This is a genomic window from Pedobacter zeaxanthinifaciens, from assembly GCF_003313335.1.
In the GTDB taxonomy this organism is placed as follows: Bacteria; Bacteroidota; Bacteroidia; order Sphingobacteriales; family Sphingobacteriaceae; genus Pedobacter; species Pedobacter zeaxanthinifaciens.
In genome coordinates this window covers 1-26,583 of the sequence record NZ_QMHP01000009.1, presented here as the reverse complement: position 1 = coordinate 26,583, position 26,583 = coordinate 1, and the positions used below count along the sequence as shown (strand labels likewise).

23 protein-coding genes are annotated in these 26,583 nt (G+C 39.1%); 13 read left to right on the top strand and 10 right to left on the bottom strand.

Features of this window, described 5'->3' with window-relative positions; all coding sequences use genetic code 11:
- Positions 1 to 161: 161 nt before the first annotated feature.
- From clpB to DUT68_RS13765, 5 genes are all read left to right on the top strand, one after another.
- Entirely contained in the window at positions 162 to 2,759 is a 2,598-nt protein-coding gene (gene clpB, locus DUT68_RS13785; RefSeq protein WP_113638797.1) for an ATP-dependent chaperone ClpB, read from the top strand.
- Positions 2,760 to 2,859: 100 nt separating this feature from the next.
- Positions 2,860 to 3,132, top strand: coding sequence for a hypothetical protein (locus DUT68_RS18500; RefSeq protein WP_113638796.1), 273 nt, complete (start codon positions 2,860 to 2,862; stop codon positions 3,130 to 3,132).
- Between the two features lie 33 nt (positions 3,133 to 3,165).
- Positions 3,166 to 3,768 (top strand): outer membrane beta-barrel protein, encoded by a 603-nt coding sequence (locus DUT68_RS13775; RefSeq protein ID WP_113638795.1) that lies wholly within the window; start codon positions 3,166 to 3,168, stop codon positions 3,766 to 3,768.
- 91 nt (positions 3,769 to 3,859) lie between these two features.
- A complete protein-coding gene (locus DUT68_RS13770; protein ID WP_113638794.1) occupies positions 3,860 to 4,219 on the top strand; it encodes a DUF2200 domain-containing protein in 360 nt (119 codons plus the stop codon).
- Positions 4,220 to 4,593: 374 nt separating this feature from the next.
- The gene (locus DUT68_RS13765) at positions 4,594 to 4,980 is read left to right on the top strand and encodes a response regulator transcription factor (protein WP_113638793.1); all 387 of its coding nucleotides are present in this window, start codon (positions 4,594 to 4,596) and stop codon (positions 4,978 to 4,980) included.
- Here the strand turns inward: DUT68_RS13765 and DUT68_RS13760 are convergent, their stop codons facing one another.
- Positions 4,981 to 5,208 carry a DUF1456 family protein gene (locus tag DUT68_RS13760; protein WP_113638792.1) on the bottom strand — a complete coding sequence of 76 codons (228 nt, stop codon included), beginning with the start codon at positions 5,206 to 5,208 and terminating at the stop codon, positions 4,981 to 4,983. It abuts the gene before it with no gap.
- Between the two features lie 148 nt (positions 5,209 to 5,356).
- Complete coding sequence (locus DUT68_RS13755) at positions 5,357 to 6,664, bottom strand: DEAD/DEAH box helicase (RefSeq protein WP_113638791.1); 1,308 nt, start codon at positions 6,662 to 6,664, stop codon at positions 5,357 to 5,359.
- A gap of 217 nt (positions 6,665 to 6,881) precedes the next feature.
- Between DUT68_RS13755 and DUT68_RS13750 the strand changes: the two genes are divergently transcribed.
- Complete coding sequence (locus DUT68_RS13750) at positions 6,882 to 7,355, top strand: ribonuclease H-like YkuK family protein (RefSeq protein WP_113638790.1); 474 nt, start codon at positions 6,882 to 6,884, stop codon at positions 7,353 to 7,355.
- 216 nt (positions 7,356 to 7,571) lie between these two features.
- Here the strand turns inward: DUT68_RS13750 and DUT68_RS13745 are convergent, their stop codons facing one another.
- From DUT68_RS13745 to DUT68_RS13725, 5 genes are all read right to left on the bottom strand, one after another.
- Complete coding sequence (locus DUT68_RS13745; protein ID WP_113638789.1) at positions 7,572 to 8,150, bottom strand: DUF4468 domain-containing protein; 579 nt, start codon at positions 8,148 to 8,150, stop codon at positions 7,572 to 7,574.
- Positions 8,151 to 8,226: 76 nt separating this feature from the next.
- Positions 8,227 to 9,270 (bottom strand): outer membrane beta-barrel protein, encoded by a 1,044-nt coding sequence (locus DUT68_RS13740; RefSeq protein WP_113638788.1) that lies wholly within the window; start codon positions 9,268 to 9,270, stop codon positions 8,227 to 8,229.
- A 265-nt stretch (positions 9,271 to 9,535) separates the two neighbouring features.
- Positions 9,536 to 10,894 carry an ammonium transporter gene (locus DUT68_RS13735; protein WP_113638787.1) on the bottom strand — a complete coding sequence of 453 codons (1,359 nt, stop codon included), beginning with the start codon at positions 10,892 to 10,894 and terminating at the stop codon, positions 9,536 to 9,538.
- Positions 10,895 to 11,237: 343 nt separating this feature from the next.
- On the bottom strand, positions 11,238 to 12,185 hold the full coding sequence (gene mnmL, locus DUT68_RS13730; RefSeq protein ID WP_113638786.1) for a tRNA modification radical SAM protein MnmL/YtqA: 948 nt from the start codon (positions 12,183 to 12,185) through the stop codon (positions 11,238 to 11,240).
- Positions 12,186 to 12,730: 545 nt separating this feature from the next.
- The gene (locus DUT68_RS13725; protein ID WP_113638785.1) at positions 12,731 to 14,173 is read right to left on the bottom strand and encodes an APC family permease; all 1,443 of its coding nucleotides are present in this window, start codon (positions 14,171 to 14,173) and stop codon (positions 12,731 to 12,733) included.
- 235 nt (positions 14,174 to 14,408) lie between these two features.
- Between DUT68_RS13725 and DUT68_RS13720 the strand changes: the two genes are divergently transcribed.
- Together DUT68_RS13720 and DUT68_RS13715 are read left to right on the top strand one after the other, a co-directional pair.
- The gene (locus DUT68_RS13720; RefSeq protein WP_113638784.1) at positions 14,409 to 16,640 is read left to right on the top strand and encodes a sodium-translocating pyrophosphatase; all 2,232 of its coding nucleotides are present in this window, start codon (positions 14,409 to 14,411) and stop codon (positions 16,638 to 16,640) included.
- Positions 16,641 to 16,759: 119 nt separating this feature from the next.
- Positions 16,760 to 18,187, top strand: a complete 1,428-nt coding sequence (locus DUT68_RS13715) for an amino acid permease (protein WP_113638783.1) — start codon at positions 16,760 to 16,762, stop codon at positions 18,185 to 18,187.
- A gap of 1,900 nt (positions 18,188 to 20,087) precedes the next feature.
- On the opposite strand, the gene DUT68_RS13710 is transcribed toward DUT68_RS13715, so the two are convergent.
- Entirely contained in the window at positions 20,088 to 20,573 is a 486-nt protein-coding gene (locus DUT68_RS13710; protein WP_113638782.1) for a hypothetical protein, read from the bottom strand.
- A 4-nt stretch (positions 20,574 to 20,577) separates the two neighbouring features.
- Positions 20,578 to 21,729, bottom strand: a complete 1,152-nt coding sequence (locus tag DUT68_RS13705) for a zinc-dependent alcohol dehydrogenase (protein ID WP_113638781.1) — start codon at positions 21,727 to 21,729, stop codon at positions 20,578 to 20,580.
- 246 nt (positions 21,730 to 21,975) lie between these two features.
- On the opposite strand from DUT68_RS13705, the gene DUT68_RS13700 reads away from it, so the two are divergent.
- On the top strand, positions 21,976 to 22,914 hold the full coding sequence (locus DUT68_RS13700) for a manganese catalase family protein (protein WP_113638780.1): 939 nt from the start codon (positions 21,976 to 21,978) through the stop codon (positions 22,912 to 22,914).
- 289 nt (positions 22,915 to 23,203) lie between these two features.
- A complete protein-coding gene (locus tag DUT68_RS13695; protein WP_113638779.1) occupies positions 23,204 to 24,364 on the top strand; it encodes an alpha/beta hydrolase-fold protein in 1,161 nt (386 codons plus the stop codon).
- Between the two features lie 93 nt (positions 24,365 to 24,457).
- Here the strand turns inward: DUT68_RS13695 and DUT68_RS13690 are convergent, their stop codons facing one another.
- Positions 24,458 to 24,973 (bottom strand): DoxX family protein, encoded by a 516-nt coding sequence (locus DUT68_RS13690; protein WP_157960868.1) that lies wholly within the window; start codon positions 24,971 to 24,973, stop codon positions 24,458 to 24,460.
- Here DUT68_RS13690 and DUT68_RS13685 point away from each other — a divergent pair.
- From DUT68_RS13685 to DUT68_RS13675, 3 genes are all read left to right on the top strand, one after another.
- Positions 24,951 to 25,280, top strand: coding sequence for a winged helix-turn-helix transcriptional regulator (locus tag DUT68_RS13685; RefSeq protein WP_113638777.1), 330 nt, complete (start codon positions 24,951 to 24,953; stop codon positions 25,278 to 25,280). The genes DUT68_RS13690 and DUT68_RS13685 overlap by 23 nt on opposite strands.
- A gap of 275 nt (positions 25,281 to 25,555) precedes the next feature.
- The gene (locus DUT68_RS13680; RefSeq protein ID WP_113638776.1) at positions 25,556 to 26,059 is read left to right on the top strand and encodes a hypothetical protein; all 504 of its coding nucleotides are present in this window, start codon (positions 25,556 to 25,558) and stop codon (positions 26,057 to 26,059) included.
- Positions 26,060 to 26,236: 177 nt separating this feature from the next.
- Positions 26,237 to 26,583: hypothetical protein (locus tag DUT68_RS13675; protein ID WP_198659598.1), on the top strand; the 347-nt coding region annotated here is incomplete at its 3' end.

The following is a 26,583-nucleotide window of genomic DNA, read 5'->3' as shown; positions in this document are numbered from 1 at the left end:
TATAAATCAGACATTTATTCAGCTAAAATAAAAACCAACAGACAAAATTTCCGATTTTAAAATCTTTTAGTTGATGGCATTTGTTTTGACCTTTGGTAGTAACCGATAGCAGTTGAGCTAATACTTAATCAGCTAATCAGGAACTAAGGAGAAAAAATACTATGAATTTCAACAACTTTACAATAAAAGCCCAGGAGGCTGTGCAAAAAGCCTCTGAAATTGCACAAGGCAATCAGCAGCAGGCTATAGAAACAGCTCATTTACTTAAAGGCTTACTTACAGTAGATGAGAATGTGATTTCATACGTGCTGAAGAAATTAAACGTCAATTTAAATACGCTCAATCAAAAATTAGATGAAGATATTGCCAAGTTTCCAAAAGTAAGTGGAAGCAATATTTATTTATCATCTAACGCAAATGCAGCTTTACAGAAAGCACAAACTTTTTTAAAGGAATTTAAAGATGAGTTCATCTCTGTGGAGCATGTGCTTTTAGGTATTTTAGCTACAAACGATGCTACATCTAAATTATTAAAAGATCAAGGTGTTAACGAAAAAGACCTTAAAAAAGCCATCACTGAACTGCGTGGCGATAGTCGTGTAACGGATCAAAATGCAGAAGCTACTTATCAAGCCTTAGGCAAATATGCCCGTAATTTGAATGAGTATGCTGAAAGCGGAAAGCTAGATCCGGTTATTGGTCGTGACGAAGAAATTAGACGCGTAATTCAAATCTTATCTCGCCGTACTAAAAACAACCCTATCTTGATCGGTGAGCCTGGAGTGGGTAAAACGGCCATTGCTGAAGGGATCGCTTTCAGGATCATCAAAGGAGATGTTCCTGAAAACCTAAAATCAAAAGTGGTTTATTCGTTAGATATGGGCGCACTTATTGCAGGTGCAAAATACAAAGGGGAATTTGAAGAGCGATTAAAAGCCGTTGTTAAAGAGGTTACGCAGAGCGATGGCGACATCATTTTATTTATAGATGAAATCCATACGTTGGTAGGCGCTGGCGGTGGCGAAGGCGCTATGGATGCGGCAAACATTTTAAAGCCTGCATTGGCACGTGGCGAGTTGAGGGCCATTGGAGCCACTACATTGGATGAGTATCAGAAATATTTGGAAAAAGACAAAGCATTGGAACGCCGTTTCCAGAAGGTAATGGTGGATGAGCCTGATACACAAGATGCGATTTCTATTTTGCGTGGCTTGAAAGAACGTTACGAAACGCACCACAAAGTTCGTATTAAGGATGAGGCCATTATTGCAGCGGTAGAAATGAGTCAGCGCTACATTTCCGACAGATTTTTACCAGATAAGGCAATTGATTTGATGGACGAAGCGGCATCTAAATTACGCATGGAAATGGATAGCGTGCCAGAAAACGTAGATGCTCTTGAACGTGAAATTATGCGTTTAGAAATTGAACGCGAAGCAATCAAACGTGAAAAAGACGAGGCCAAGGTAAAGGAATTGAGTGAGCAAATTGCCAATTTAGCTGCCGAACGTGATGAATTTAAAGCAAAATGGCAGGGTGAAAAAGATTTGGTGGATGGAATTAACACTGAACTGGAGCAAATTGAAGCCTATAAATTAGAAGCGGAACAAGCAGAGCGTGCCGGTGATTATGGAAAAGTTGCCGAGCTCCGTTACGGTAAAATTAAGGAAGCTCAGGATAAAGTAGAAAAACTAAAAGCGGACTTGGCAAGTAGGCAAAACGAAAGCAGAATGCTAAAAGAAGAGGTTACTGCTGATGATATTGCCGGCGTAGTTGGTAGGTGGACTGGCATCCCTGTCACCAAGTTGGTATCCAGCGAGCGAGAAAAGCTTTTGCATTTGGAAGAAGAATTGCACAAACGTGTTGCTGGGCAGGAAGAAGCCATAGAAGCAATTTCGGATGCAATCCGTCGTTCAAGAGCGGGCTTGCAGGACAAACGCAAACCTATTGGTTCGTTCATCTTTTTGGGAACTACCGGCGTTGGTAAAACCGAATTGGCCAAAGCTTTAGCAGAGTTTTTATTTAATGATGAAAACGCTATGACCAGAATTGACATGAGCGAATATCAAGAACGCCATGCCGTGTCACGCTTAATTGGTGCGCCTCCAGGGTATGTAGGCTATGACGAAGGTGGTCAGCTAACAGAAGCGGTACGCAGAAAACCTTATTCGGTAGTGCTGTTAGATGAGATTGAAAAAGCACACCCCGATGTTTTCAATATCTTGTTGCAAGTATTAGATGATGGTAGGCTGACCGACAACAAAGGTCGTGTAGTGAATTTCAAAAACACCATCATCATCATGACTTCCAACATCGGGTCGCATTTGATTCAGGATAACTTTAAAAACTTAGATGATGACAACAGGGATAGCGTAATTGCGAAAACTAAAAATGAGCTATTCGAATTGTTGAAGCAAACTATTCGTCCAGAGTTTTTGAACAGGATTGATGAACTGATCATGTTCACACCACTAAACAGAACCGAGATTAGAGATATTGTGGCATTGCAGTTCAAGCAAGTGCAGCAAACTTTAGCGGAAATGGGTATCACCATGGAAGCAAGTACCGAAGCGTTGGATTGGCTAGCTGAGCTAGGTTACGATCCGCAATTTGGAGCACGTCCACTAAAGCGTGTTATCCAAAAACGTATCCTTAACGAATTATCTAAAGAGATACTAGCTGGAAAAGTAGATAAGGACAGTAAAATCAAACTTGATATGTTCGATCACCAGTTTGTTTTCTTAAATGAAGATAAGTAACCGGCATAGCAACTAGCGGATACAATAATTTCACACTATCATATAGCAAAGAGACAGCCCCAAAAGCTGTCTCTTTTTTTATGCCACAAACTGACAAAAAATGCCAAATCGGCAAGTTGTAAAACCATCAAAAAATCACCAAAATGTCACTAACAAGTGGTTTTGTCAACGCAGTATAATTTCAAAAACAGCCCGAAAAAACAAACCAATTATTAATCAATTGATTAAACAAAAAACAGCGTTTTTGGCACGCCTGACAAATTTTCAATTAGGAACAGCATTTGAACTTCAGCTGTCAAATGGTCAAATAAGATCATTGATACAACACATAAATAATTTAAAAAACAATGAAACCATCCGAGTTATCGGATAGCTTCATTACAGATTAAAAACAATTTAAAAAACAATGAAAAAACTTTTATTATCGTTAGTGGCTGTAGCAGCCATTACTTTCGGAGCAAATGCACAAACAGAAAAAGGAAAAATAATTTTAGGTGGTAACGTTGGTTTCAATAGTACAAAAGTTGATGGTGCCGCTAAAGCCGATGTAAATTTTAGCGTAGTACCAAACGTAGGTTTCTTTGTAGGCAACAACTTTGCAGTTGGTACAGGCGTAGGTTACAACTATAACAAATCAGTAAGTACTCGTAACCAGAATGAAGCGTTTGAAGTAGCTCCTTTTGGTCGTTACTACGTAAACCTAACTGATCAATTTAAATTCTTTGGACAGTTATCAGTGCCTTTGGCTTTTGGTACCGTTAAAGATGTAAACACAAACGGTGATACCGGCGCTAAATTAGGAACAACTACATCAATTGGTGTTAATGTGGCTCCTGGTTTTGCTTTCTTCCCTAATAAAAAAGTTGGTATTGAGTTTTCTGTTAACGGTTTAGGCTATGAAAATTTCACTACAAAAGCTGAAAATACTGGCGCTAAAGTAAAAACCAACAGCTTCGGTTTAGAGGCAAATACTTTTGCTCCTAAACTAGGCGTTCAATTCTACTTCTAATTAACTTAAATAGTTTTAAAAAGTCATCCAATTGGGTGACTTTTTTTGTTTATACTAAAATGCTAATTTGCAACAACTAATTTAAAGCCTAATGAACGCCAAAAATAACGAACGAGTTTATCGCATGTCTGTTGCAAGCGTGTACCCACATTATATTGCAAAAGCGGAGAAAAAGAGCCGTACCAAAGCGGAAGTAGACACTATTATCTCTTGGCTTACCGGCTACAACGAAGAAGAATTGCAGCGAGTTTTAGATGATAAAACTGATTTTGAAACTTTCTTCGCTAACGCTCCAAAGATGAACCCCAATGCATCAAAAATAACAGGGGTAATTTGTGGTTATAGAGTGGAAGAAATTGACGACAAAGTAATTCAGCAGGTACGTTATCTGGATAAATTAATTGACGAGCTTGCCAAAGGAAAAGCAATGGAAAAAATCTTACGTAGCTAAAACAATGTGAGTACGGGATGCAACATCACTTAAAGGCCCATGTAAATAACTTCGTTGTCGTCATGCTGAATTTATTTCTGCATCGGTATATGAGGCACATTTAAAAGCGAAAATTTCACATCTCAAAAAGATATCAGGAAAGCAACAGCGGCACATTTAGGCAAATTAAGCCCTTTGCTTTGCTCAAATAGCTGCACTGCGTTGGCTATAACCGCTTCGCCAAGGTTTATCTAACTTAAAGTAGTGCTACTATGGTCTATTAACCCAGCATTTGGCCAAGCAAAACGTTATTTTTAGTTAAATGTTAAAATTGTTTAAACCCTAAGCACAATTGGTTGTTAGGTAAATAGTTCAACAATATTATATTTGCACACATGAAACGAATTATAGTAGTAGATGATGATGAGGAAGTGTTAGATACCATTGAGTTGGTTCTAGAAATTGGTGGTTACGAAGTTGAGCCTCTGGCCGAAGCAGAGAACATTCACGAGCATATCCAAAATTTTAACCCCGATTTAATCATACTTGACATTGTATTGGGAAAAATTGACGGTCGTGTAATTTGCAAAGAAATTAAGTCTAACAGCAAAACTAAACACATTCCTGTTTTAATGATGTCTGGTCTTTACAAAGCAGAAGAAATCAACACATTGGATACTCCACCGGATGATTTCATGCCAAAGCCTTTTAAAATGGATGTATTGTTAGAAAAAATCGAAAAGTTGATTAATCAGAAGGCCATTAGGCACAATATCAACTAATTATTTTTCTTCTCTGGGACCGCGTTTATAAATTACTAAGCCGTTTAGGAAATTTCTTAAAATTTGGTCGCCGCATTTTTTAAAGTTTGGGTGGTCTTCCTTTCTAAAGATATCGCCCAACTCGCTTTTAGTTACAGAGAAATTAACCAGTTTACATATTTCGATAATATCGTCGGTAGTTAGCGAAAGCGCTACCCTCAATTTTTTCATTACTTCGTTATTGCTCATATTTTAATTTGTTGTTTAGTTGTTTGGTTTTTTAGTTGTTTGGCTTTTAGTTAATGGCATTGAAATTTGATAATTGGAATTTGATAATTGGTCATTAAAACTAATACCTAACTCCTAACTCCTAATCCCTGATACCTAACTCCTGACCCTAACTCGCTATTTCTACCTTTACTTTTCTTCCTTTAATTTTTTGTCCTGATAGTTGCTTAACTAACTGAGGCGCTAATTTACGCTTTACAGCAGCATAAGCACTTACATCTTTCACTTCAATTAATCCCACATCATCTTTTGCTAGGCCACCTACCTTTAGTAAAAACCCTACAATATCTATTTTATTCACCTTATCTTTTTTACCCGCAGCCAAATAAATGGTTTGCCACTCGCTATCTGGCGGTACGGCGTAATTATCATTCAAATCCTCCGTATCTATCGTATCTTCCAAATACGCAAACTTTTCTCCTTCCGAAAATATCAAATATGCGGTGCCGGCGGCCTTCATTCTGGCCGTTCTACCATTGCGATGCACAAACGCATCTTTGGTATGCGGCAACTGATAGTGAATGATGTAGCCAACTTCAGGAATATCCAAGCCTCTAGCAGCCAAATCAGTAGTAATTAATATTTTGATGCTCCCATTTCTAAATTTCAGCAAGGCTCGCTCCCTATCCTCCTGCTCCATCCCACCGTGGAAAATATCGTGTACCAAATCTTTCTCTATCAACAAATCACTTATGCGTTCTACTGCTTCCCTGTGGTTACAGAATATCAACATCGATTGATCGCCTATCTTACAAATCAATTTAAAAAGCGTTTCCAACTTTTCTTCTGCGGCTGTATCTACACGCATCAATTTTAAATCCGGCACAACGTCAACTGCAGACAAAAAACTGATTTTAATTTCATCGTTTAAGCCTGTAAACTGAGGTATTTGCTGCATTTCAGTGGCCGAAATAAGAAAGCGTTGCTTCAAATTTTTTAAGCCTCCAATAATAAACGACATGTCCTCCTCAAAACCAAATTCCAAGGATTTATCAAACTCATCCAACACCAGATAGTCGATAGCACCAAAGTCAAAATTGTTTTCCCTTATGTGATAGGCAATACGCCCCGGCGTTCCAATCAAAACAGCAGGTGCCTCGGTTAAACTTTGGCGCTCCAGCTTTACCGAGTGGCCACCATAGCAACAGGTTACCTTAAATCCAGTACCCATTTGCTTAAAAACCTGCTCAATTTGAAGGCCTAATTCCCTAGATGGCACCAAAATTAAACACTGCACACCCTTCTTACCGCTTTGCAATTTTTGCAGTACGGGTATCAAAAAAGCTAAAGTTTTACCCGAACCCGTAGGCGCTAATACAAGCAGGTCTTTATTGAGTTTAGCCTTTTCAGCTACTTCCGTTTGCAAATCATTTAATTGAGCAATGCGAAGGTTTGAGAGCAGTTTTTGCACTTCCATAATACAAAGGTAGGTTTTATTTAAAGATTACGAATTGGGAAATAAGATTACCAAAATTAACCGAGCAACAAAACTTCACACAAAACACACCTACAACTTGTTGATAAACAGGTAAATGTTAGCAAATAAACAACCTATAGTTAATACAACTTTAACGGTAAGCAGTTAACTTTATTTAACCTCATTTAGGTTACTTACCTCTTAATATCAATAACTTATGACCTGGAAAAAATTTAGTGGCGAAGTTATTCATTCGTCAATTTTAGAAGAAGTAGAAAAAGCCATTTTACGCGAAACTGAAAACGGCTATAAACTCAAAGTTTGTATCGGCACCGATTCTCAAGTTAAAGCAAGCCATATCGATTTTGCGACTGTTATTGTTTTGCTTAGGAAGCATCACGGTGGTTTCATGTACATTGCTCAAGAAAAAACCACTCAACAAATGGGCATCAAGGAGCGCATGCTTTTAGAAGTGCAAAAATCTATCGAAACGGCATATTCCATTTGCGATTTATTAGATATTTACGATGTTGATTTGGAAGTGCATGCAGATATTAACACTAACCCATCTTTTAAATCCAATAAAGCATTAAACGAGGCAATGGGCTATATCTTAAGTATGGGGTTTATTTTCAAAGCCAAGCCCGAAGCTTTTGCAAGTTCAACCTGTGCCGATAAGATGGTGCATTGAAGGGATTAGGATTTAGGGATTAGTGGTTAGGTATTAGGGATCAGGGGTCAGGAATCAGGGGTCAGTTTGGTTGCTTTAAGTGCGAAGCAGTCAAGGAATATACTAGTTCGTAGCATTCACTAACTTAAATACCATTCATGACTTGCAAATCGAACCTCTACTAAAAACTTTTCACATAAAACTGATACCTGACTCCTAATACCTGATCCCTATCACCTACCAAGTTTTAGAAATCACTTTCTTCTCCTCTGGCTTTGGCGTTACTTTGCCAGAACTTGCCAAATGCAGCTTCAATCTATCAGCAAAATCAGTGGCGTATGTAGCTACTTGCAGCTTATAATCTTCCCACTGTTCTTTCGCTGATTTTCCAACTTCCTTTTCCAATGGAGCAGCAATTGTAGTGCTCGGTACAAAGTTCCCATATCTATCTTTGGAATATGGAACCAACTGAAAATCAGTTAGCCAAAACCTATACTTATTTGTTGTTTTTTCAAAGTTGAAGTTGTATTTAATTTCACCTGTGGGGTGCGAGGCTATCGCTAAACTTTTATGGATCACCATCTTTCCATCAGCTATTATTCCCATAGCCGATTTACTTTGCATTCGTAGCTCTTTTCCATTCTTCGCAATAAAATCTGTCATCCTCAACATTAAACTATCGCCAGCAACTTGAGTTAAAACCACTTCGTAATAGGTGTACTTTCCAGTTTCATCCTTTAAAAGTTCAATGTTTTTTTGCGCTTTAAGTTGAAAACAGATAGCAAATAGTACCAATAAAGTTCTTAATGATTTCATAAAAATGATTCTAAAAATGAGGCGCCCCAAAAAGAGGCGCCTACGGTTGTGATTAGCTGCTTGTCCGAAGCAAGTACTAAAAGCTGTAAACTGCTGCTAATGAAAACTGAGAAGCAGATTTTGTTAACGTAGTGCCGTCGCTTTTCAAAAAGCCCTGACTAAAATCTTTATCGTTATCAAAACGTACTTCAGGAATGAAAGTTAGGCCACCAGATTTAATGTTACCAGAAAGGGTAATTGAAGTTACGCTGGTATTAGGTGCCCCCGAAATTCCTTTATAAGTAAAATATTCGCCCCTTAAACCTAGTGCTACGCTAGAGGTGAATGCATATTGTGGATACAACGCTACACCTGAATAACCAAATTTATCGTCGCCAGCATTTAAGTCGGCAGCATTTAAGCCAATTTTAACCTTTTCGCTGATTTGATAGGCCGTTGTCAAATCTAAAACTGTGCTGTAGTTGCCATAACCATCTAAGCCATGTAAGCCATTAAGGTAGGCTGTCCAACCTTTAACAGGCGACACCATCAACTGACCGCCTACACTTGAAACGCCCCTAGAAGCACGGTATTGGTTCCATTCGTTGAACAAGCCTAACATTAAAGACACTTTATCTGAAAAGCTGTAAGTTCCTTTAATACCAGCATTTTGAAATGGCCCCGAACCAAAAAGGTAAGAAGTAGAATAGTTGAAGTTTGCGGCTGGGGAAATCACCTCGTAACCTACAAAAGTTCCCATATAGCCTGCCGCCATGCTAAATTTATCTGAAAATGCGTAGTTGATATAAAGATTTTGGATATTGAAACCATTAGCGGTTGCACTATAGCCACCAGCAGCATCTGGAATAGATTCGTATTGCCCCCTTGGGCCGAAAGAAAGCTCTCCTACGAAGGAAGCCTTTCCTGTTGTTTTTTTGAGTGCCAAATCAATCATACCCAATGAAACCGAATTTTGCTCTCCTGCAAAATAGGTCTTGATATTTCCTGATTTGTTAAAATCATATTTAAAATAGGTATCTACCGAACCTGAAATTTCAAGTGGAGATGCTTTTTCTTGTGCAACGGCTACTGTTGCGGTGCTTAATAAAAGAAGGGATAGTGCAGCTATATTATTTTTCATTTTCTCAAAGAATTAAAAGTTAAATAATTGATTTATTGAGCTTTCCAACAAGGAAAACCATATAGCATAGCGCAAAATTTAATCAAAGCAAACCCACCCAGCTTCTTACCTGAAGCTGTACTCAAAAAATTGATGATACTGGCTCAACCCATCCGAGTCTCACCATTTAATCACCTCTCTGGTAGTTGAATTACCAGAGAGGATGATTTATATATCAAAACAATTTAACATCATGATTTTAACTTGGCCTAAGCGAAAGTGTAGACTATATATTTGGAACTTCTTGTCCAGATACGATCAAAGTACCTTGAGTGTACTTTTCATTGTGTTGACTTGCGTCCAAACCTTCCTCCTCTTCATCAGCGCTTACGCGAATTGGAAGAATAAGGTTAATTACTTTAAAAATAGCGAAGGATACTACAAAGCTGAATACTACTACAAGCAACATGCCTTTTAACTGTATTAAGAAAAATTCAGGATTTCCATAAAGCAAGCCGTCAACGCCAGCGCCATTTACAGTTTTTGTAGCAAATACACCTGTTAAAAGCATACCAACTATACCGCCAACACCATGGCAAGGGAATACATCTAAAGTATCATCTAATGCAGTTTTTTGTTTCCAAGACACTACTAAGTTAGATACAATAGCAGCAAACACACCTATAAATATGCTTGAAGGAATACTTACAAAGCCAGCACCCGGAGTAATGGCTACCAAACCAACAACTGCACCAATACAGAAACCTAGCACGGAAGGTTTTTTACCTCTTGCGGCATCAAAAAACATCCAAGATAAGCCTGCAGAACCCGCTGCAACATTGGTAGTAACAAAAGCAGACACTGCTAAGGCATTTGCACCTAGCGCTGAACCTGCGTTGAAACCGAACCAGCCAAACCAAAGTAAACCAGTACCAATTAATACGTAAGGGATATTGGCAGGAGGAACTTCTTTATGCTCTAAATGAGATCTTCTGCGTTTCAATACCAAAGCACCTGCTAATGCAGCCATACCAGCTGAAATATGCACTACGGTACCACCAGCAAAATCTAAAACGCCCATTTTAAACAAAATGCCATCTGCATGCCAAGTCCAGTGTGCCAAAGGCGAATAAACAAAGATGGCAAATAACACAATGAACAGGATGTAGGCCGTAAAACGGATACGCTCTGCTACCGCACCAACTACCAAGCCAGGTGTAATGATGGCAAACATACATTGGAAAATTGCAAAAAGCGACAAAGGAATAGTACCCCATGCCGGACCCGAATTAACTCCTTGGAAGAAGAAAAATGTTTTAGGGCTACCAATTAAACCGTTAATGGATTCGCCGAAGGCTAAACTGAAGCCAACAACTACCCATAATACAGAAATTACTCCTGCAGCCACCACACTTTTGATCATTGTTGACAATACATTTTTACGATGTACCATCCCGCCGTAAAAGAACGCCAATCCTGGCGTCATCAAAAATACCAAAGCGGTAGCAACTAAAATGAAAGCAACGTCAGGACCGCTGTACTTTCCATCATCAAAGTTGGCTGTTAAAGGAATAAATAATGCAGCCACCGCAAAAGCGATTAAAATCGCGAAGGGAGCCCACTGTTTAAATAAAACTTTACTCATAATTTAAATTTTAGTGTTTGATTTTAAACCTAAATTACAAATAACATTTAAATTTTCATTAACATTTTATTAAATTTTTGATAATTTTTCATTTTTTGATAAAATAAACCAACAAATAAGCAATAAAATACAATTTAAAATAAAAAACAAAACAAAAAACAACATAAATACGATACAAACAACAAAAAAACACCAACAAAAATTTAAAAAAGTGAAATTTTAAAAAAAAAGCTACAAAAAGATTCAATTACACTGAAAATCGAACCGAAAATTGAAAAAAAAATGATATATAAATCAAAATTACCCGCAGAAAGCAGTAATATCAGTTATACGTAAGAAAAAATTAAGCTTTGTAAGCCGACCCTTGAATTATACCCCTACGCTCAATTTCCTTATCAATGTAGGTTTGTATAGATGACTTATTTTTACCCCAGTTTGGAGCAATTAACAAATCGTAATCAGAAATACCAAAAAGTCGTTGGATAACAATATCTGGACGCAGCATCGGAATCAATTCGCAGAGCAGGTCAGTATATTCTTCCAAACTAAATAGTTTAAAAGGCTCCCTTTTATATTTAACACCCATAATTGAGCCCTCAACAATGTGCAAATGATGAAATTTGACAAATTTAATTTGAGGAAAACGATTAATTTCGTGAATATAACCATGCATCATCTCTCTTGTTTCCCAAGGGAAGCCAAAAATCGTATGCACACAAAGGTTAAGTTTAGTGTTCTCAAGCAGCTTAACTGCTTCTACAAATTCACCGTGGCTGCAACCGCGATTGATTTGAGTTAGCGTTTCATCATAAATTGACTCCATACCCATCTCTAAATCCACATCGTACTTATCGGCGTAGCTTTCCAACAGCGCCACCTTTTCCGCATCAATACAGTCGGGGCGGGTACCTACGGCAAAACCAACCACTTTATCACTATTGATTGATAAAGCTTCGTCATACATCATCTTTAAATAATGCGTTGGAGCGTAAGTATTGGTATTGGGCTGAAAATAAACGATAAACTTATCGGCAGCGTAGTTTTTTTCGGCTCTTTCCATACCTTGAACCAGTTGTTCGCGTATGGTCGGCAATTTTCTTGAAAGCTCAGGTGTAAAAGAATCTACATTACAATAGGTACAACCTCCGTAACCCTTGCTGCCGTCACGATTAGGGCAAGTAAAACCGCCATCAACAATTACTTTAAATACACGCTGTCCATCGTAATGCTTGCGTAAGTAAGCGCCGTAGTTGTTATAACCTCTAATTCCCCAATCTAATGCTGTAGCCATTGCCGCAAAAATAAGAAAAAAAGTTGGCAGTAACCCGTTTTCAGCAAACAGTAGCAAACTAGTTTGAATAAAGAATGATTTTAAAAAGTAGCAACTGTTTTAAGCAAGATCTAGCTAGCCGCATTCATTCAGAGTTTTAAAAAGTCTACTAACATGTAAAACAACGTAAGTTCGGGATAAGTACTTTTACAACTCTTGAAATTTGCATTTAATAGTATTCTTTTAGCTCGCCGCCGCTGGGCTCTTACTTTTTGACCGCAAAAAGTAACAAAAACTCTCGGTTGCTTATTTTTCTTTCAAAGAAAGTGCTTTGGCTTATTGGTACAACCCGAAAAATAAGAGACCGAAAATTAGCTGAACGAAGATTTGAGGTGCTATCGCTAGCATATAGTATAGTTCTCTTATGCCAAACCCACTTTAAAATAGGCTCTTCGTTGCGCTCCGGGTAATAAACTTATTAAAACAAGAACTACTGAAACTACTTTTCAATAAAAAAGGCGACTGAGTTTCAAACCCAATCGCCTTTAAATGTTTTTTGTAGCAAGCTATTCTACAGTCTTCTTTTTATTAATTAATATATATATAGGTAAACCAAGTAGTACGATGATTAGTCCGGGCCAAGTATATTGTTGTTTATAGATAAGCAATAGCACGCAAAATGCTGTGCCAATTAGCAAATAAACAATTGGCGTAATGGGATATAGCCAAGTTTTGTACGGGCGTTCCAAATTCGGTTTTTTAAATCGCAAGTAGATGACGCCAAATACGGTAATCATGTAAAATAACACAATCACAAAAGAAATCATATCCAGTAGATTTCCGTATTGTCCGCTTAAACACAAAACCGATGCCCAAATACCTTGCATCCAAAGTGATTTTTCAGGAACACCATTTTTATTGTTTTGGATTGCAGCTTTGAAAAACATGCCATCTTGAGCCATGGTTTGAAAAACCCTAGCGCCCGCCAACACAATGCCGTTTACACAACCAAAAGTTGAGATCATCACTAAAATGGCTATTACATAAGTTCCTACTCCACTACCGAAAATCTTCTCAGAGGCTGCAACCGCTACCCTATCGTTAGCTGCAAATGCAATCGCATCTCTATCAAGCGCATTAAGGTATACGAAATTGACCAATAAGTACAATACCATTACTGCACTGGTTCCCAAAACCATGGAACGCACCACATTTTTCTTTGGATTTTCCATCTCTCCCGAAACGAATGTTACATTTTCCCACGCTACACTTGAAAACACCGAACCAACCATTGCCGCAGCAATACCGCCCATAATGGCCATGCCGGAAATGGACTCCCAACCTGATTTCAGGAAGTTACCGCTGGCATCCGTATTTAAATTTTTGAAGGCCGCCCAGCCAAAGCTCATATTATCAGCCCAAAAGTTACTTTTAACTAAAATAAAGCCCAACAAAATCAAGCCAATTAGTGCCACAATTTTTGAGCCTGTAAATACATTTTGCAACAACTTGCCGCCTTCCACACCTTTAGTATTGATGTAAGTCAGCAACAAAATAATCGCGATAGCCAAGATTTGAATCCAAGTTATTTTATAACCTCCGCTTTGGAAAATTGGCGCCGCATCATTTAAAGCGGGGATTAAATACGCCGTAAATTTCCCGAAAGCTACTGCCACGGCGGCAATAGTACCAGTTTGTATTACCGCAAATAAGCCCCAACCGTAAAGAAAACCCATCATCCTACCGAAAATTTCTTTCAAGTAGGTATACTGCCCTCCCGCCTTGGGAAACATAGATGAAAGCTCGCCGTAAGAAATTGCCGCAGCAACCGTCATAACCCCGGTGATGAGCCAAACCACAATTAACCAATAGCCAGAACCTAGGTTCCTCATGATATCGGCACTTACTATAAATATACCGCTACCAATCATAGAACCCATTACAAGCATTACGCCATCAAAAAGCCCTAGTTTACGTTTAGAAGAGTTTTCTTCTTGTTGATTTTCCATTTTTAGTTCAGTTAGTTTAGTTTATTGTTAGCTAAGATAAAAAAAGAGATGAATATTGAAATCCAAACACCCTGATAAAAAAGCGGATGAATTGCTTACAACAGCATATTTGGAAGTTGACTACGCATTTGTTACAATTTTATTTTTTAGCTGATAAAATATCTTGACAATGAAATATCTTTTTTACTACCTTGTAGATTGATTATCAACTAAACACTAAATATAAATTTGAACTATGGATTTTTTACAAAACAATCTTATTTATGTAATTCCCCTACTTGGCTTGGTAGGTATTTTGGTGATGGCCGTAAAAAGCGCCTGGGTTAACAAACAGGATGCCGGCGATGCCAACATGCAAGAACTGGCCGGGTACATTGCAGATGGTGCTATGGCTTTCCTAAAGGCAGAATGGAAAATCTTGGGCATATTCGCCATCTTAGCCGCAGCGTTATTAGCGTATTCTGGCACGGTAACCGAAGTAAATGGCCAAGAGATACATTCTAGTTGGATCATCTCTATTTCCTTCATCATTGGCGCTGTGTTTTCTGCAACAGCAGGATATATCGGCATGAAATCAGCTACTAAAGCCAATGTGAGAACCACACAAGCAGCAAGAACTAGCTTGAAACAAGCCCTTAAAGTAAGTTTCACTGGTGGTACGGTAATGGGCTTAGGCGTGGCTGGCTTAGCTGTTTTAGGCCTAGGCGGCTTGTTCATCGTGTTTTTAAAGTATTTCAATGTAATTAGTGCCAACAGCAACGAAATGAGAACTGCTATTGAAGTGCTTACCGGATTTTCATTAGGAGCTGAATCTATTGCTTTATTTGCTCGTGTGGGCGGTGGTATTTACACCAAAGCGGCCGATGTAGGTGCAGATTTAGTGGGTAAAGTTGAAGCTGGTATCCCTGAAGATGACGTACGCAACCCTGCAACCATTGCGGACAACGTAGGTGATAACGTAGGTGACGTAGCAGGTATGGGCGCAGATTTATTTGGTTCGTATGTTGCTACGATTTTAGCAACAATGGTACTAGGGCAAGAAATTGTAGTGACGGATAATTTTGGTGGCATGTCTCCTATTTTGTTACCAATGGTTATTTGCGGACTGGGTATTATTGCTTCCATTATTGGAACTTGGTTTGTTACCATTAAAGACGAAAAATCTAACGTACAAAACGCATTGAACCTAGGCAACTGGTCGTCGATTATTATTACTGCTATTACTTCTTTCGTATTAGTGAAATGGATGCTTCCTGAAAACTTAAGCTTACGCGGTTACGAATTTTCGAGCATCAATGTATTTTACGCCATTATTGTAGGCTTAGTAGTTGGTGCTATTATGAGTATTGTAACTGAATATTACACCGCAATGGGCAAAGGCCCGGTAAACTCTATCATCCAACAATCCTCAACCGGACACGCTACTAACATTATTGCCGGACTTTCAGTTGGAATGAAATCTACAGTAATTCCTATCTTGGTGTTAGCTGGTGGAATTATGGCTTCGTATTATTTTGCGGGCTTATACGGTGTAGCTATTGCTGCTGCCGGAATGATGGCTACCACAGCGATGCAATTAGCGATTGACGCTTTTGGACCAATTGCGGATAATGCTGGCGGTATTGCAGAGATGAGTCAATTACCTCCAGAAGTTCGTGAGCGTACAGATAATTTGGATGCTGTGGGCAATACCACTGCAGCTACCGGAAAAGGCTTCGCTATTGCTTCTGCAGCGTTAACTTCATTGGCTTTATTTGCTGCCTTTGTGGGCATTGCAGGCATTTCTGCAATTGACATTTATAAAGCACCAGTTTTAGCTGGATTATTTGTGGGCGGCATGATTCCTTTTGTATTCTCGGCATTATGTATCCAAGCGGTAGGTAAAGCCGCAATGGACATGGTACAGGAGGTACGTCGCCAGTTTAGAGAAATTCCCGGCATTATGGAATACAAAGCCAAACCAGAATACGAAAAATGTGTGGCTATTTCTACGCAAGCCTCTATTCGCGAAATGTTACTGCCTGGTGCCATTGCTTTGATTACACCCGTAATTGTAGGCTTTATTTTTGGCCCAGAAGTATTGGGTGGTTTATTAGCAGGTGTAACCGTTTCAGGCGTATTGATGGGAATTTTCCAATCAAATGCAGGTGGTGCATGGGACAATGCTAAAAAATCTTTCGAAAAAGGTGTAGAAATTAATGGCGAAATGTATTACAAAAAATCGGAGCCGCATAAATCATCTGTAACTGGTGATACCGTTGGAGATCCATTTAAAGATACTTCGGGACCTTCAATGAATATTCTAATTAAATTGATGTCTATTGTATCGTTGGTAATTGCACCTTATATTTCTATCAATGCAGGGCAATCTACTTCAGCATTAAATCAACTTGGAAAACATGAAATTGTTGCTAAGAAAAACGGCTGTTGCAACGTTAAACGCTCATGCTTAATGGAAAAACACTAAATTGTTACTTCGGAAAGGGATTTTGCAAAAAATCCCTTTTTCAATTGTAGATATTTTTTTTTAGGTTTGGTGCGTTATTTTAATCAACAAAACAGACTAACTAACTAATTAATCATTTTATGAATTTAAAAAAGCCTATTGATTTACTTGTTGCCGAATCGGCAGAAAGTGGTGAAGGCACGCTCAAACGTACTTTAAGTAGCACAAGTTTAGTTGCACTAGGTATTGGAGCAATTATCGGTGCTGGTTTATTCTCGTTAACTGGTATCGCAGCAGCGGAACACGCAGGTCCTGCGGTAACTTTATCGTTTATTTTAGCAGCTGTAGGTTGCGCATTCGCGGGATTATGTTACGCCGAATTTGCCTCAATGATTCCTGTAGCGGGAAGTGCTTACACTTATTCTTACGCTACCATGGGCGAGTTTATGGCTTGGGTAATTGGCTGGGATTTAGTATTAGAGTATGCCTTAGGTGCTGCCACCGTTGGTGTATCATGGTCTGGCTATTTCAACAAATTACTACACGAGTTCGGACTTGAACTGCCTACCTATCTGAGCAAAACTTTTGCTGAGGGTGATGGCGGCGGTATCAATTTACCAGCGGTAGTAATCGTATCATTACTTTCTTTATTGTTAATGCGTGGTACAAAAGAATCAGCAAGTTTAAACAACTTCCTAGTGGTAGTGAAAGTAGCTGTAGTATTGTTGTTCATAGGCCTTGGATGGAAATTCATCAATCCAGCTTACCATCATCCTTACATCCCTGAAAATACTGGTTTACGTGGTCAGTTTGGTATTTCTGGTATTGCCTCGGGTGCAGCATTAGTATTCTTTGCGTTTATTGGATTTGACGCTGTTTCAACTGCAGCTCAAGAAGCTAAAAACCCTCAAAAAGGAATGCCAATTGGTATTTTAGGTTCATTAGCAGTTTGTACCGTATTATATATTTTATTTGCTCACGTAATGACTGGCTTAGTACCTTTCCAAGTTTTCAAAGGTGATGCTTCTCCAGCAGCAACGGCATTTAAAGTAACAGGATATAGTTTCCTTCAAATGGGATTAATCATTGCTATTTTAGCTGGTTACACTTCAGTAATCTTAGTAATGTTAATGGGCCAATCAAGGGTTTTCTATACAATGTCTAAAGATGGTTTATTGCCTAAATTCTTCGGAAGTATTCATGCGAAATACAGAACTCCTTGGAAAACTAACTTGTTCTTTATGGTGTTTGTAAGTTTATTTGCAGGCTTTGTTCCAGTTACAGATTTAGGTCACATGGTATCTATCGGTACTTTGCTAGCTTTCTCATTAGTTTGTATTGGTGTAATGATTTTACGTAAAACCGATCCTAATAGAGAGCGTCCTTTCAGAACTCCTTTAGTGCCTTTGGTGCCAATTTTAGGTATTATCGTGTGCGTTTACTTGATGTCTTCATTACCAATTGAAGCTTGGATCAGGTTAGCACTTTGGATGGGATTAGGTATTGCTGTTTACTTCTTCTACGGTAAAGGCAATTCAGTTCTTGGCAGAAAACAAAAAGGTGAATAACAACCTTTAATTATAACAAAACCCCGAGTTTAACTCGGGGTTTTTGCTTTTATAAAGCAACTGTTTAACTATTCTTCATGCTCTCATTCTGGGGATGGCCTGCCCCGAAGCTTCGGGGAGGAATCTAGTTAGCTTTACTTGATCTCTTCAACGGAAATGAACGAATGTTTAGATCCTTAGCTTCGCTCTGGATGACAACTATGAGCGTTAGAAAGGCTCTATTTGAACTATAAACCTCAGTTACTTACGTTTTTTGCCGCAAAGCAACCAATACCAGCAACTCCATCGTCATTCCTACCTGTCATTCCGACGTTAGGAGGAATCTACTTAGCTGGCTTGCATAACAATGGAAGTTATGCATTCTTAGCTTCGCTCTAAAATGACAACGATGAGCATCCCAGCCTACACATCCTGAAATAAATTCAGGATGACGAGATAGGAATGGACGTACTATTTATCAACCCGAGGGATGGCCTGCCCCCTGAAGCTTGCGGATGACAAACGACGAGCGTTAAAAAGCAGCGATACTAGGACAAGCTGCCATTCAAGGTACAAATATCAGTAACTCCACTATCGTTCCTACTTGCCATTCCGACGTTGGGAGGAATCTATTTAGCTGGCTTGCATAACAATGGAAGTTATACATTCTTGGCTTCGCTCTGGATGACAACCATGAACATCTAGCCTACAGATCCTGAAATAAATTCAGGATGACGAGACAGGAATGGACGTACTATTTATCATTCCGAGGGATGGCCTGCCCCGAAGCTTGCGGAGGACAAACGACGAGCGTTAAAAAGCAGCGATACTAGGACAAGCTGCCATTCAAGGTACAATACCAGTAAGTCCATTGTCGTTCCTACCTGTCATTCCGAGTTAGGAGGAATCTATTTAGCTAGCCTGCATAACAATGGAAGTTATACATTCTTAACTTCGCTCCGGATGACAACCATGAGCATCCCAGCCTACAGATCCTGAAATAAATTCAGGATGACGAGATAGGAATGGACGTACTATTTATCAACCCGAGGGATGGCCTGTCCCGAAGCTTCGGGGAGGAATATAGTTAGACTTTACTTGATCTCTTCTAAGGCAATTAACGAATGTTTAGATCCTGCGCTCTGAATGACAAGTATGAGCATTAGGAGGGCTCTATTTGAACTATAAGCCTCAATTACTTACGTTTTTTGCCGCAAAGTAACCAATACCAGTAAGTCTATTGTCGTTCCTACTTGTCATTCCGACGTTAGGAGGAATCTATTTAGCTGGCCTGCATAACAATGGAAGTTATAGATTCTTAGCTTCGCTCTGGATAACAACCATGAACATCCTATCCTACAGATCCTGAAATAAATTCAGGATGACGAGATAGGAATGGAGGTACTACTTATCATTCCGAGGGATGGCCTGCCCCGAAGCTTGCGGAGGACAAACGACGAGCGTTAAAAAGCAGCGATACTAGGACAAGCTGCCATTCAAGGTACAATACCAGTAAGTCCATTGTCGTTCCTACCTGTCATTCCGAGTTAGGAGGAATCTATTTAGCTAGCCTGCATAACAATGGAAGTTATACATTCTTAACTTCGCTCCGGATGACAACCATGAGCATCCCAGCCTACAGATCCTGAAATAAATTCAGGATGACGAGATAGGAATGGACGTACTATTTATCAACCCGAGGGATGGCCTGCCCCCTGAAGCTTGCGGATGACAAACGACGAGCGTTAAAAAGCAGCGATACTAGGACAAGCTGCCATTCAAGGTACAAATACCAGTAACTCCATTGTCGTTCCTACCTGTCATTCCGACGTTAGGAGGAATCTATTTAGCTAGCCTGCATAACAATGGAAGTTATACATTCTTAGCATTAGAAAGGCTCTATTTGAACTATAAGCCTCAATTACTTACGTTTTTTGCCACAAAGCAACCAATACATAGCAATACCCAAAGCTGCAGTGGTAGCTACTTTAAGAGCAAAACCCTTTGCATTATGCTTGATCTCCATTTTCCAACCTCGCTCTGCAAACATGTTAGGCACATGCCCTTTCTTAATATCACTAACAATTCCTTCCACCACGTTAATCCTATCTGCCAAAATTAACGGAAGCCAATGTCTATACCTATCTTCACTATGGCTAAAAGCATAACGCCGAATTTTACCACTTAAGCCACTAGGCGGCACGGTATTCCCAAATACGGCGCTAATTTTTGGTCGTTCTGTAGACATTAATATTTCCACATCTTTAGGTTGGGGAGCTGAGCGTGGATAATCAGATCGGTGATGATCATCTCCCGTATAGTTTTTCATCGGATAAGTTGGTTCATTTTCTGGATCTGCATCCATCCCCCATCCCGGAATATCTTTATAATTTTCATGAAGTTTCATATTGTTAAGCTTTAGTTGATGGAATTAAAACAGTTTTTATACAATTATCCAGCTTTGAAGAAAACAGACGGTAGGCATCAGCAACATCTTCCAACGGAACCTTATGCGTAATTAAGCCTTTAGGATTTAACCGCCCTTGCTGTACATGATCAATCAGTTTAGGCAAAAGTCGTTTTACGGAAGCCTGATTAGCCCTTATAGTAATGCCTTTGTTGAGCACATTACCGATGGGAATTAAATTAAATGGCGGTCCGTACACCCCTACTATGGAAACAATCCCACCTTTTTTAACGGAATTGATAGCCCATTGTAACGCGGTTCCAGCACCGGCCTGCAACATAGCTATGCGGCCACTAAATGTTTGAAGTGCATTACCTTCAGCCTCGCAACCCACACAATCAATACAAACATCGGCACCGTACCAATCTGTGGTTTTTTTCAAAAACACTACTGGATCATCCATTTCTTTAAAATTATAGGCTTCGCAATAAGCATAATTACGGGCAAATTCTAAACGATAATCTACATGATCAATAATAATTACTCTCGAAGGTCCAAAAAACCATGCGCACCTGGCAGCCATAATCCCAATGGGGCCGGCACCAAAAATTACTACGGTATCACCTTGTTTAATTCCCCCCATTTCAGCAGCTTGATAACCTGTAGGCACTACATCTGTCAATAACACCGCATCATCTGGATCCATATCTGGTGGTATTACAGTAGGACCAACATCTGCATAAGGCACACGAACATACTCCGCCTGTCCACCATCGTAGCCTCCAGCTGTGTGCGAATAGCCAAAAATACCACCAACTGCGGTTGCCATAGGGTTAGACTCGTGGCAATTACCGTACAAACCCTGTTTACAAAAGTTACATTTGCCACAAGCTATGTTAAATGGCACCAACACTTGATCGCCCACTTTCAGCTTTTGCACCAAAGGGCCAACCTCTTCAACCACGCCTACAAATTCATGCCCGAAGGTAGAGCCCACCCTTGTATCTGGAACCATCCCATGGTACAAATGCAAATCAGAACCACAAATGCAAGTACGGGTAACCCTTACAATCGCGTCTTCGGGATGCAGTATTTGGGGCATAGGCTTTTCCACTGTGCGTACCCTATACGGGCCGCGGTATTCCATTGCTAGCATAATTTAAGTTTTTAAATGAACAGAAACAATCGTTACCAATTCATACAACAGGCACTAGCTTTTGTTTAGAAACATGACGGTGTTTGAGCAAAACCCGCATAGCACGCAATGGTGAAAGGTAGTTTCCCCGAAAACTAGAGCAATATGATGCATAATACCTGTTTTGTGGAAAATAGAAACAAAGCATGCCAAGAGTTACTTTTTAAACCACATAACAACTGCATACCAACCACAAAATTAATCACTATGTTTTATCACGTAAAAGATCTACAATTTAATGCCAGGGTCTCTAGGCCAGATCCTCGCTTTGCGAATATCCTTTTAGAACAATTTGGAGGCGAAAATGGAGAATTAGCTGCTGCAATGCAGTATTTTACCCAGGCTTTTAATGCTAAAATGCCGCATCCTGACAAGTATGATATGCTAATGGATATTGCTACAGAAGAGTTTAGTCACCTAGAAATTGTTGGCGCCACTATTCAAATGCTTTTGAAAGGTGTAAACGGAGAGCTGAAAGATGCCGCCGACCAATCGGAAATCATGGCATCTATGGACGGACGTGGAACTAGAGATTCGCTGATTCATGAAGCGCTACAAGCTAACCCCCACTTCGACATTCTAAGTGCTGGCGGGCCACGACTAGCCAACAGTCAAGGGATTCCATGGTGTGCCTCTTATATCCATTCTAACGGCGATTTAACGGTTGACCTTAGAAGTAATTTAGCCTCTGAATCGAGAGCGAAGCTGGTGTATGAGCATTTGATGAAGTTTACCGACGACCCTTATGTAAAGGATACACTTTCCTTTTTGATGACTCGGGAGGTGGCGCATTACAAAATGTTCGAAGCCGCTTTATCTACCGTTGAACCAAATTTCCCGCCGGGAGTTTTACAAGCCGACCCTAGGTTTACACAGCAGTATTTTAACTTATCCTCTCCAGAAAGCGCCAAAGGGCCATGGAATGAAGGTGAAATGCCAAATATGGGTAAAGATTGGGAATACATTGAAGATCCGATTGCACATGTAAGCAAAACCAAAGGGCTAAGTAAGGCAGATAAGAAAAAAGAAGCTGAACTGGCGGAAACAAAACAAATGGACGCAGAGCTCAGCAAAATCAAAAGCGAGGAAGTAACCAACGCAGAGCCTGATGGCGTGGCGCAATGGAGTAAATACCAAAAGAAATAGCGCAAATAATTGAATATTAGAGCCGAAAAGCATTTACTTTTCGGCTTTTTTTTATTTGGCCGTTAACTACCTGAAAATTATACCACAAACTTTGCTATTAAGCTGAACACCGTTATTGTTAGCAGAATTGATTTGCATACCTTAAAGCTATCCCCTAATTTAGCCATTGGCACTTGGATGATATCCAAAGCTTTTGAATTTTAATCAACTGGCGATGTCTATTGCACAAGCTATCTTTTATTTACTGCCCAACATGCGTAGATGTACTCAGTTACTTTAAACCCAAATAATGATAAAAAAATATTTAGCCTCTCTATTAGCCTTCGTTTTAGCCGTTTCTTCTTTATTTGCACAAAACTACGAGCGATATAAAAAATTAAAAGATACCACGATCAAGTCAAGCCATCTTGGTTTCGATAAAAAGCTTTCCATACTGGTTCCGATAGAATTCCAAGAGCAAACAAATAATCAATTTCCATTAATCATTGTATTTGACAAGCAAAATAAACGTAGTAACAATTACATTCTGCAGACCATCGACTATTTGACCAGTAATGAACAAATGCCTTCATCGATTATCATTAGTGTGGAATCAGAGCAGAAATATCGCTACATTGAAACACAATATCAAATCTCCGACGCAGGCGGTAAGGCGCTAGAGAATGAAAAATTCATTTTTTACGAGCTGGTTCCATTAGCTGAAAGAAAATACAAGGCCTCTAAATTTCGACTGTTAATTGGACATTCCAGGTATGGTTATTTTACCACTTCCATAGTAAACTCACGGTTAGCCGATTGGAGCGCAATTATCTCCATGAGCCCTTTTTTCTCTCAAAAAAATGTGGAGCTAACAGATTCGATAAGCAAGTTAAACAACAGGAACTTAACTCATAAAAAATACTATCGCTTCGGAATTGGAAATGATTATCCTGATGATTTTGCCAAAATGGACGCTGTTGAAAAGCGCAATCAAAATCCGCTTTTTGACATGAGGGGTTATCATTTTAAAGAAGCTGATCATAACTCAACGCCTGGTTTAGTTATCCAAACGGCGCTTTATGAAATATTTGAACAATGGTACGCCATACAGTCGAAGTATATTTCGAATAAACAAACAGATTTGAGTATTAAACCAGCACTCGACAAAGATATCTTATCCAATTATGGCGAAAAAATTAACTTTTCACTTGGCATTTTAAATGGAAAAGGTTGGTATTTCTATAACAACAAGAAATATGATAAAGCTATTGAGGCGTGGAAAATTTTGTTAAACGCCTACCCGAATTTTTCAGAAGCTTATTTATATGTCGTACAGTCGCAAGTACAGCTTAAACAGCGCTATGATGAAACCATTAAAGCGTTTAACAACTCATTAGCAAACTCAGAATTTTACACTGAAAAGCAAAAGAAGGATTTAAATGCTGAGCTGCAAGAGTTAATTAAACAGTAACCGTGGCCAGCCGACAATCTGGACGCCTCTTGCACCTAAAGTTTGTTTTTAATTTTCGTTGCTGATGGTAACGTAGCAAAAAATCGTAAATTTTTACTTTACATCATTCAGTTTCCTGAAATAATAGTAAGACACAGAAAGAATTGCAAACGGAACCAGCGGCGCCATGCCTTTTGTCCAACCATCGATAATAAAATGTGCTAAACTTGCTGAAAGCAGCAATATTCCGAAGCCGACATACGACCATTCTTTGAACATGGCTGGAATTACGGGAATTAGAATAATTATGGCACCAACAACTTTTAAAATATCCAGTTCTAATCCAAAATAACTTGGAAATTGCATTCTGCGCATCGTTTCCTCTAGGTACTCACGCGGTGCAAAATATGAAGGTAGTACAATCAGCGCCATTGCAATAATGGTTACTATCCAGTAGATTTTTTTGTCTTTGTTCATGTTTTCTTTAAATTTTTCATTTGACGTTACAAAACTACCTATATTCGCTAACCAACGGTAAGCGCTAACCCAACGGTTAGCACTTACATTCAGGTTAGTAATGTAATTTTGTTCGGCTATGGCAAAGACAATGATATGTGATCCGACAGGCATTCGTGCCATTAAAGATGCAATGGAGACGTTGAGCGGCAGTTGGAAGCTCCCTATTTTGTTTTCATTATCGGGTGGTGCAAAACGTTTCAAAGAAATTGCGAGAGAAGTAGAAGGAATCAGCGACAAAATGCTGTCAAAAGAACTAAAGGACCTAGAAGCAAATCATTTGGTGTGTCGTACCGTTTACGACACTTTTCCACCGACAGTTCAATATCAAGTTACAGCACATGCAGAAACTTTATACGAAGTGATGAAAGCTTTACGTGATTGGGGACAAAACCACAGGAAGAAAATAACTGGTAAGTAAATGAAGGCTTTGCATTAGGAAGCATACAGCTAAACATGTGTAAAAAGCACTGCATAAAACTCCTTTGGTATCCCACAAATTAATTTGCAAACGTTAAAGTAATCTACTAGCTTAGGTGCAATTAACGTTCGGCGCTCCCTGTAGATTTCCGAAGATTTTATTAGAATAAATAACGCTGATGTTGCGCAAAGCCGCCAATTTTTCGGTGTATTAACGCCATTTAATGAGGGGGAGTAATTAAGTTAGCACTCATTTTAAAAAGACGACCAACGACAATGAAATTTTTACCGGCTGAAAATATTATTTATAAAACTCGATTGAAAGAGGATGAACTCATTAGAAGACTTTCAGACTACATTGAACCTGAAAAGACATTTAGGTTTGGTGTTTTCGGTAGCGGCTCGACAAAATCCTATGAAGGACAAATTAGCGGTCAGGCATTTAATATTAAAAGAATTATAAGTTATCGAAATTCATTTCTACCGAGAATTAATGGAGTTATCGAAAGAGACTTTGATGGATTGACAATCAAAGTGAAAATGAGACTGCATATTTTTGTAATAGTCTTTTTATGTATTTGGTGTGGTGGAGTTGGACTTGGATGTTTGGCTTTTCTGATGCAAGCATTTAGCAAGTCGGAATTTAATCCAGCGACAATAATTCCTTTTGGAATGCTCATCTTTGCTTACGCCCTTACAATGGGTGCCTTCAAGTTTGAGAGCAACAAATCAAAAAAGGACTTGCAGACAATTTTTGAAGCGCACATAATTGAAGTATGAATTACGGCACGAAAATAAAAACGAGTGCTAACAGCACCTACCCAAAAGGCGGGGTTTCGTGCTCCGCAGACACATTTGTTCAATCCGAATGTTCAGTTCTCCGAATGAAGTTCAGCGGTAAAAATTCCCCCCTTCGGTAAGCCCGAAAACGTTAGCTGTGATTTTAAAAAAACGACCGTGCTAAAAGAAACATTCATACAACTTTTGACAAACTACACAGACAATAACGGTCTGACAAATGAACTATGGACAGAAATTGAGAAAAACTATACAAGCAAAAAAAGACATTATCACACTTTACTGCACCTTGATACTTTACTGATTCAATTGACTGAAGTAAAGAAAAAAATACAAAATTGGGAAACCATTTTATTTACCCTTTATTACCACGACATAATTTACAATCCACTAAAATCGGACAACGAAGAAAAAAGTGCTGAACTTGCTGAAAAGCGGATGAAACAAGTTTTAGTTGTAGATTATTCCAAAACTGGCCACTCCTTTTTTTGCGAACTGGCCACATC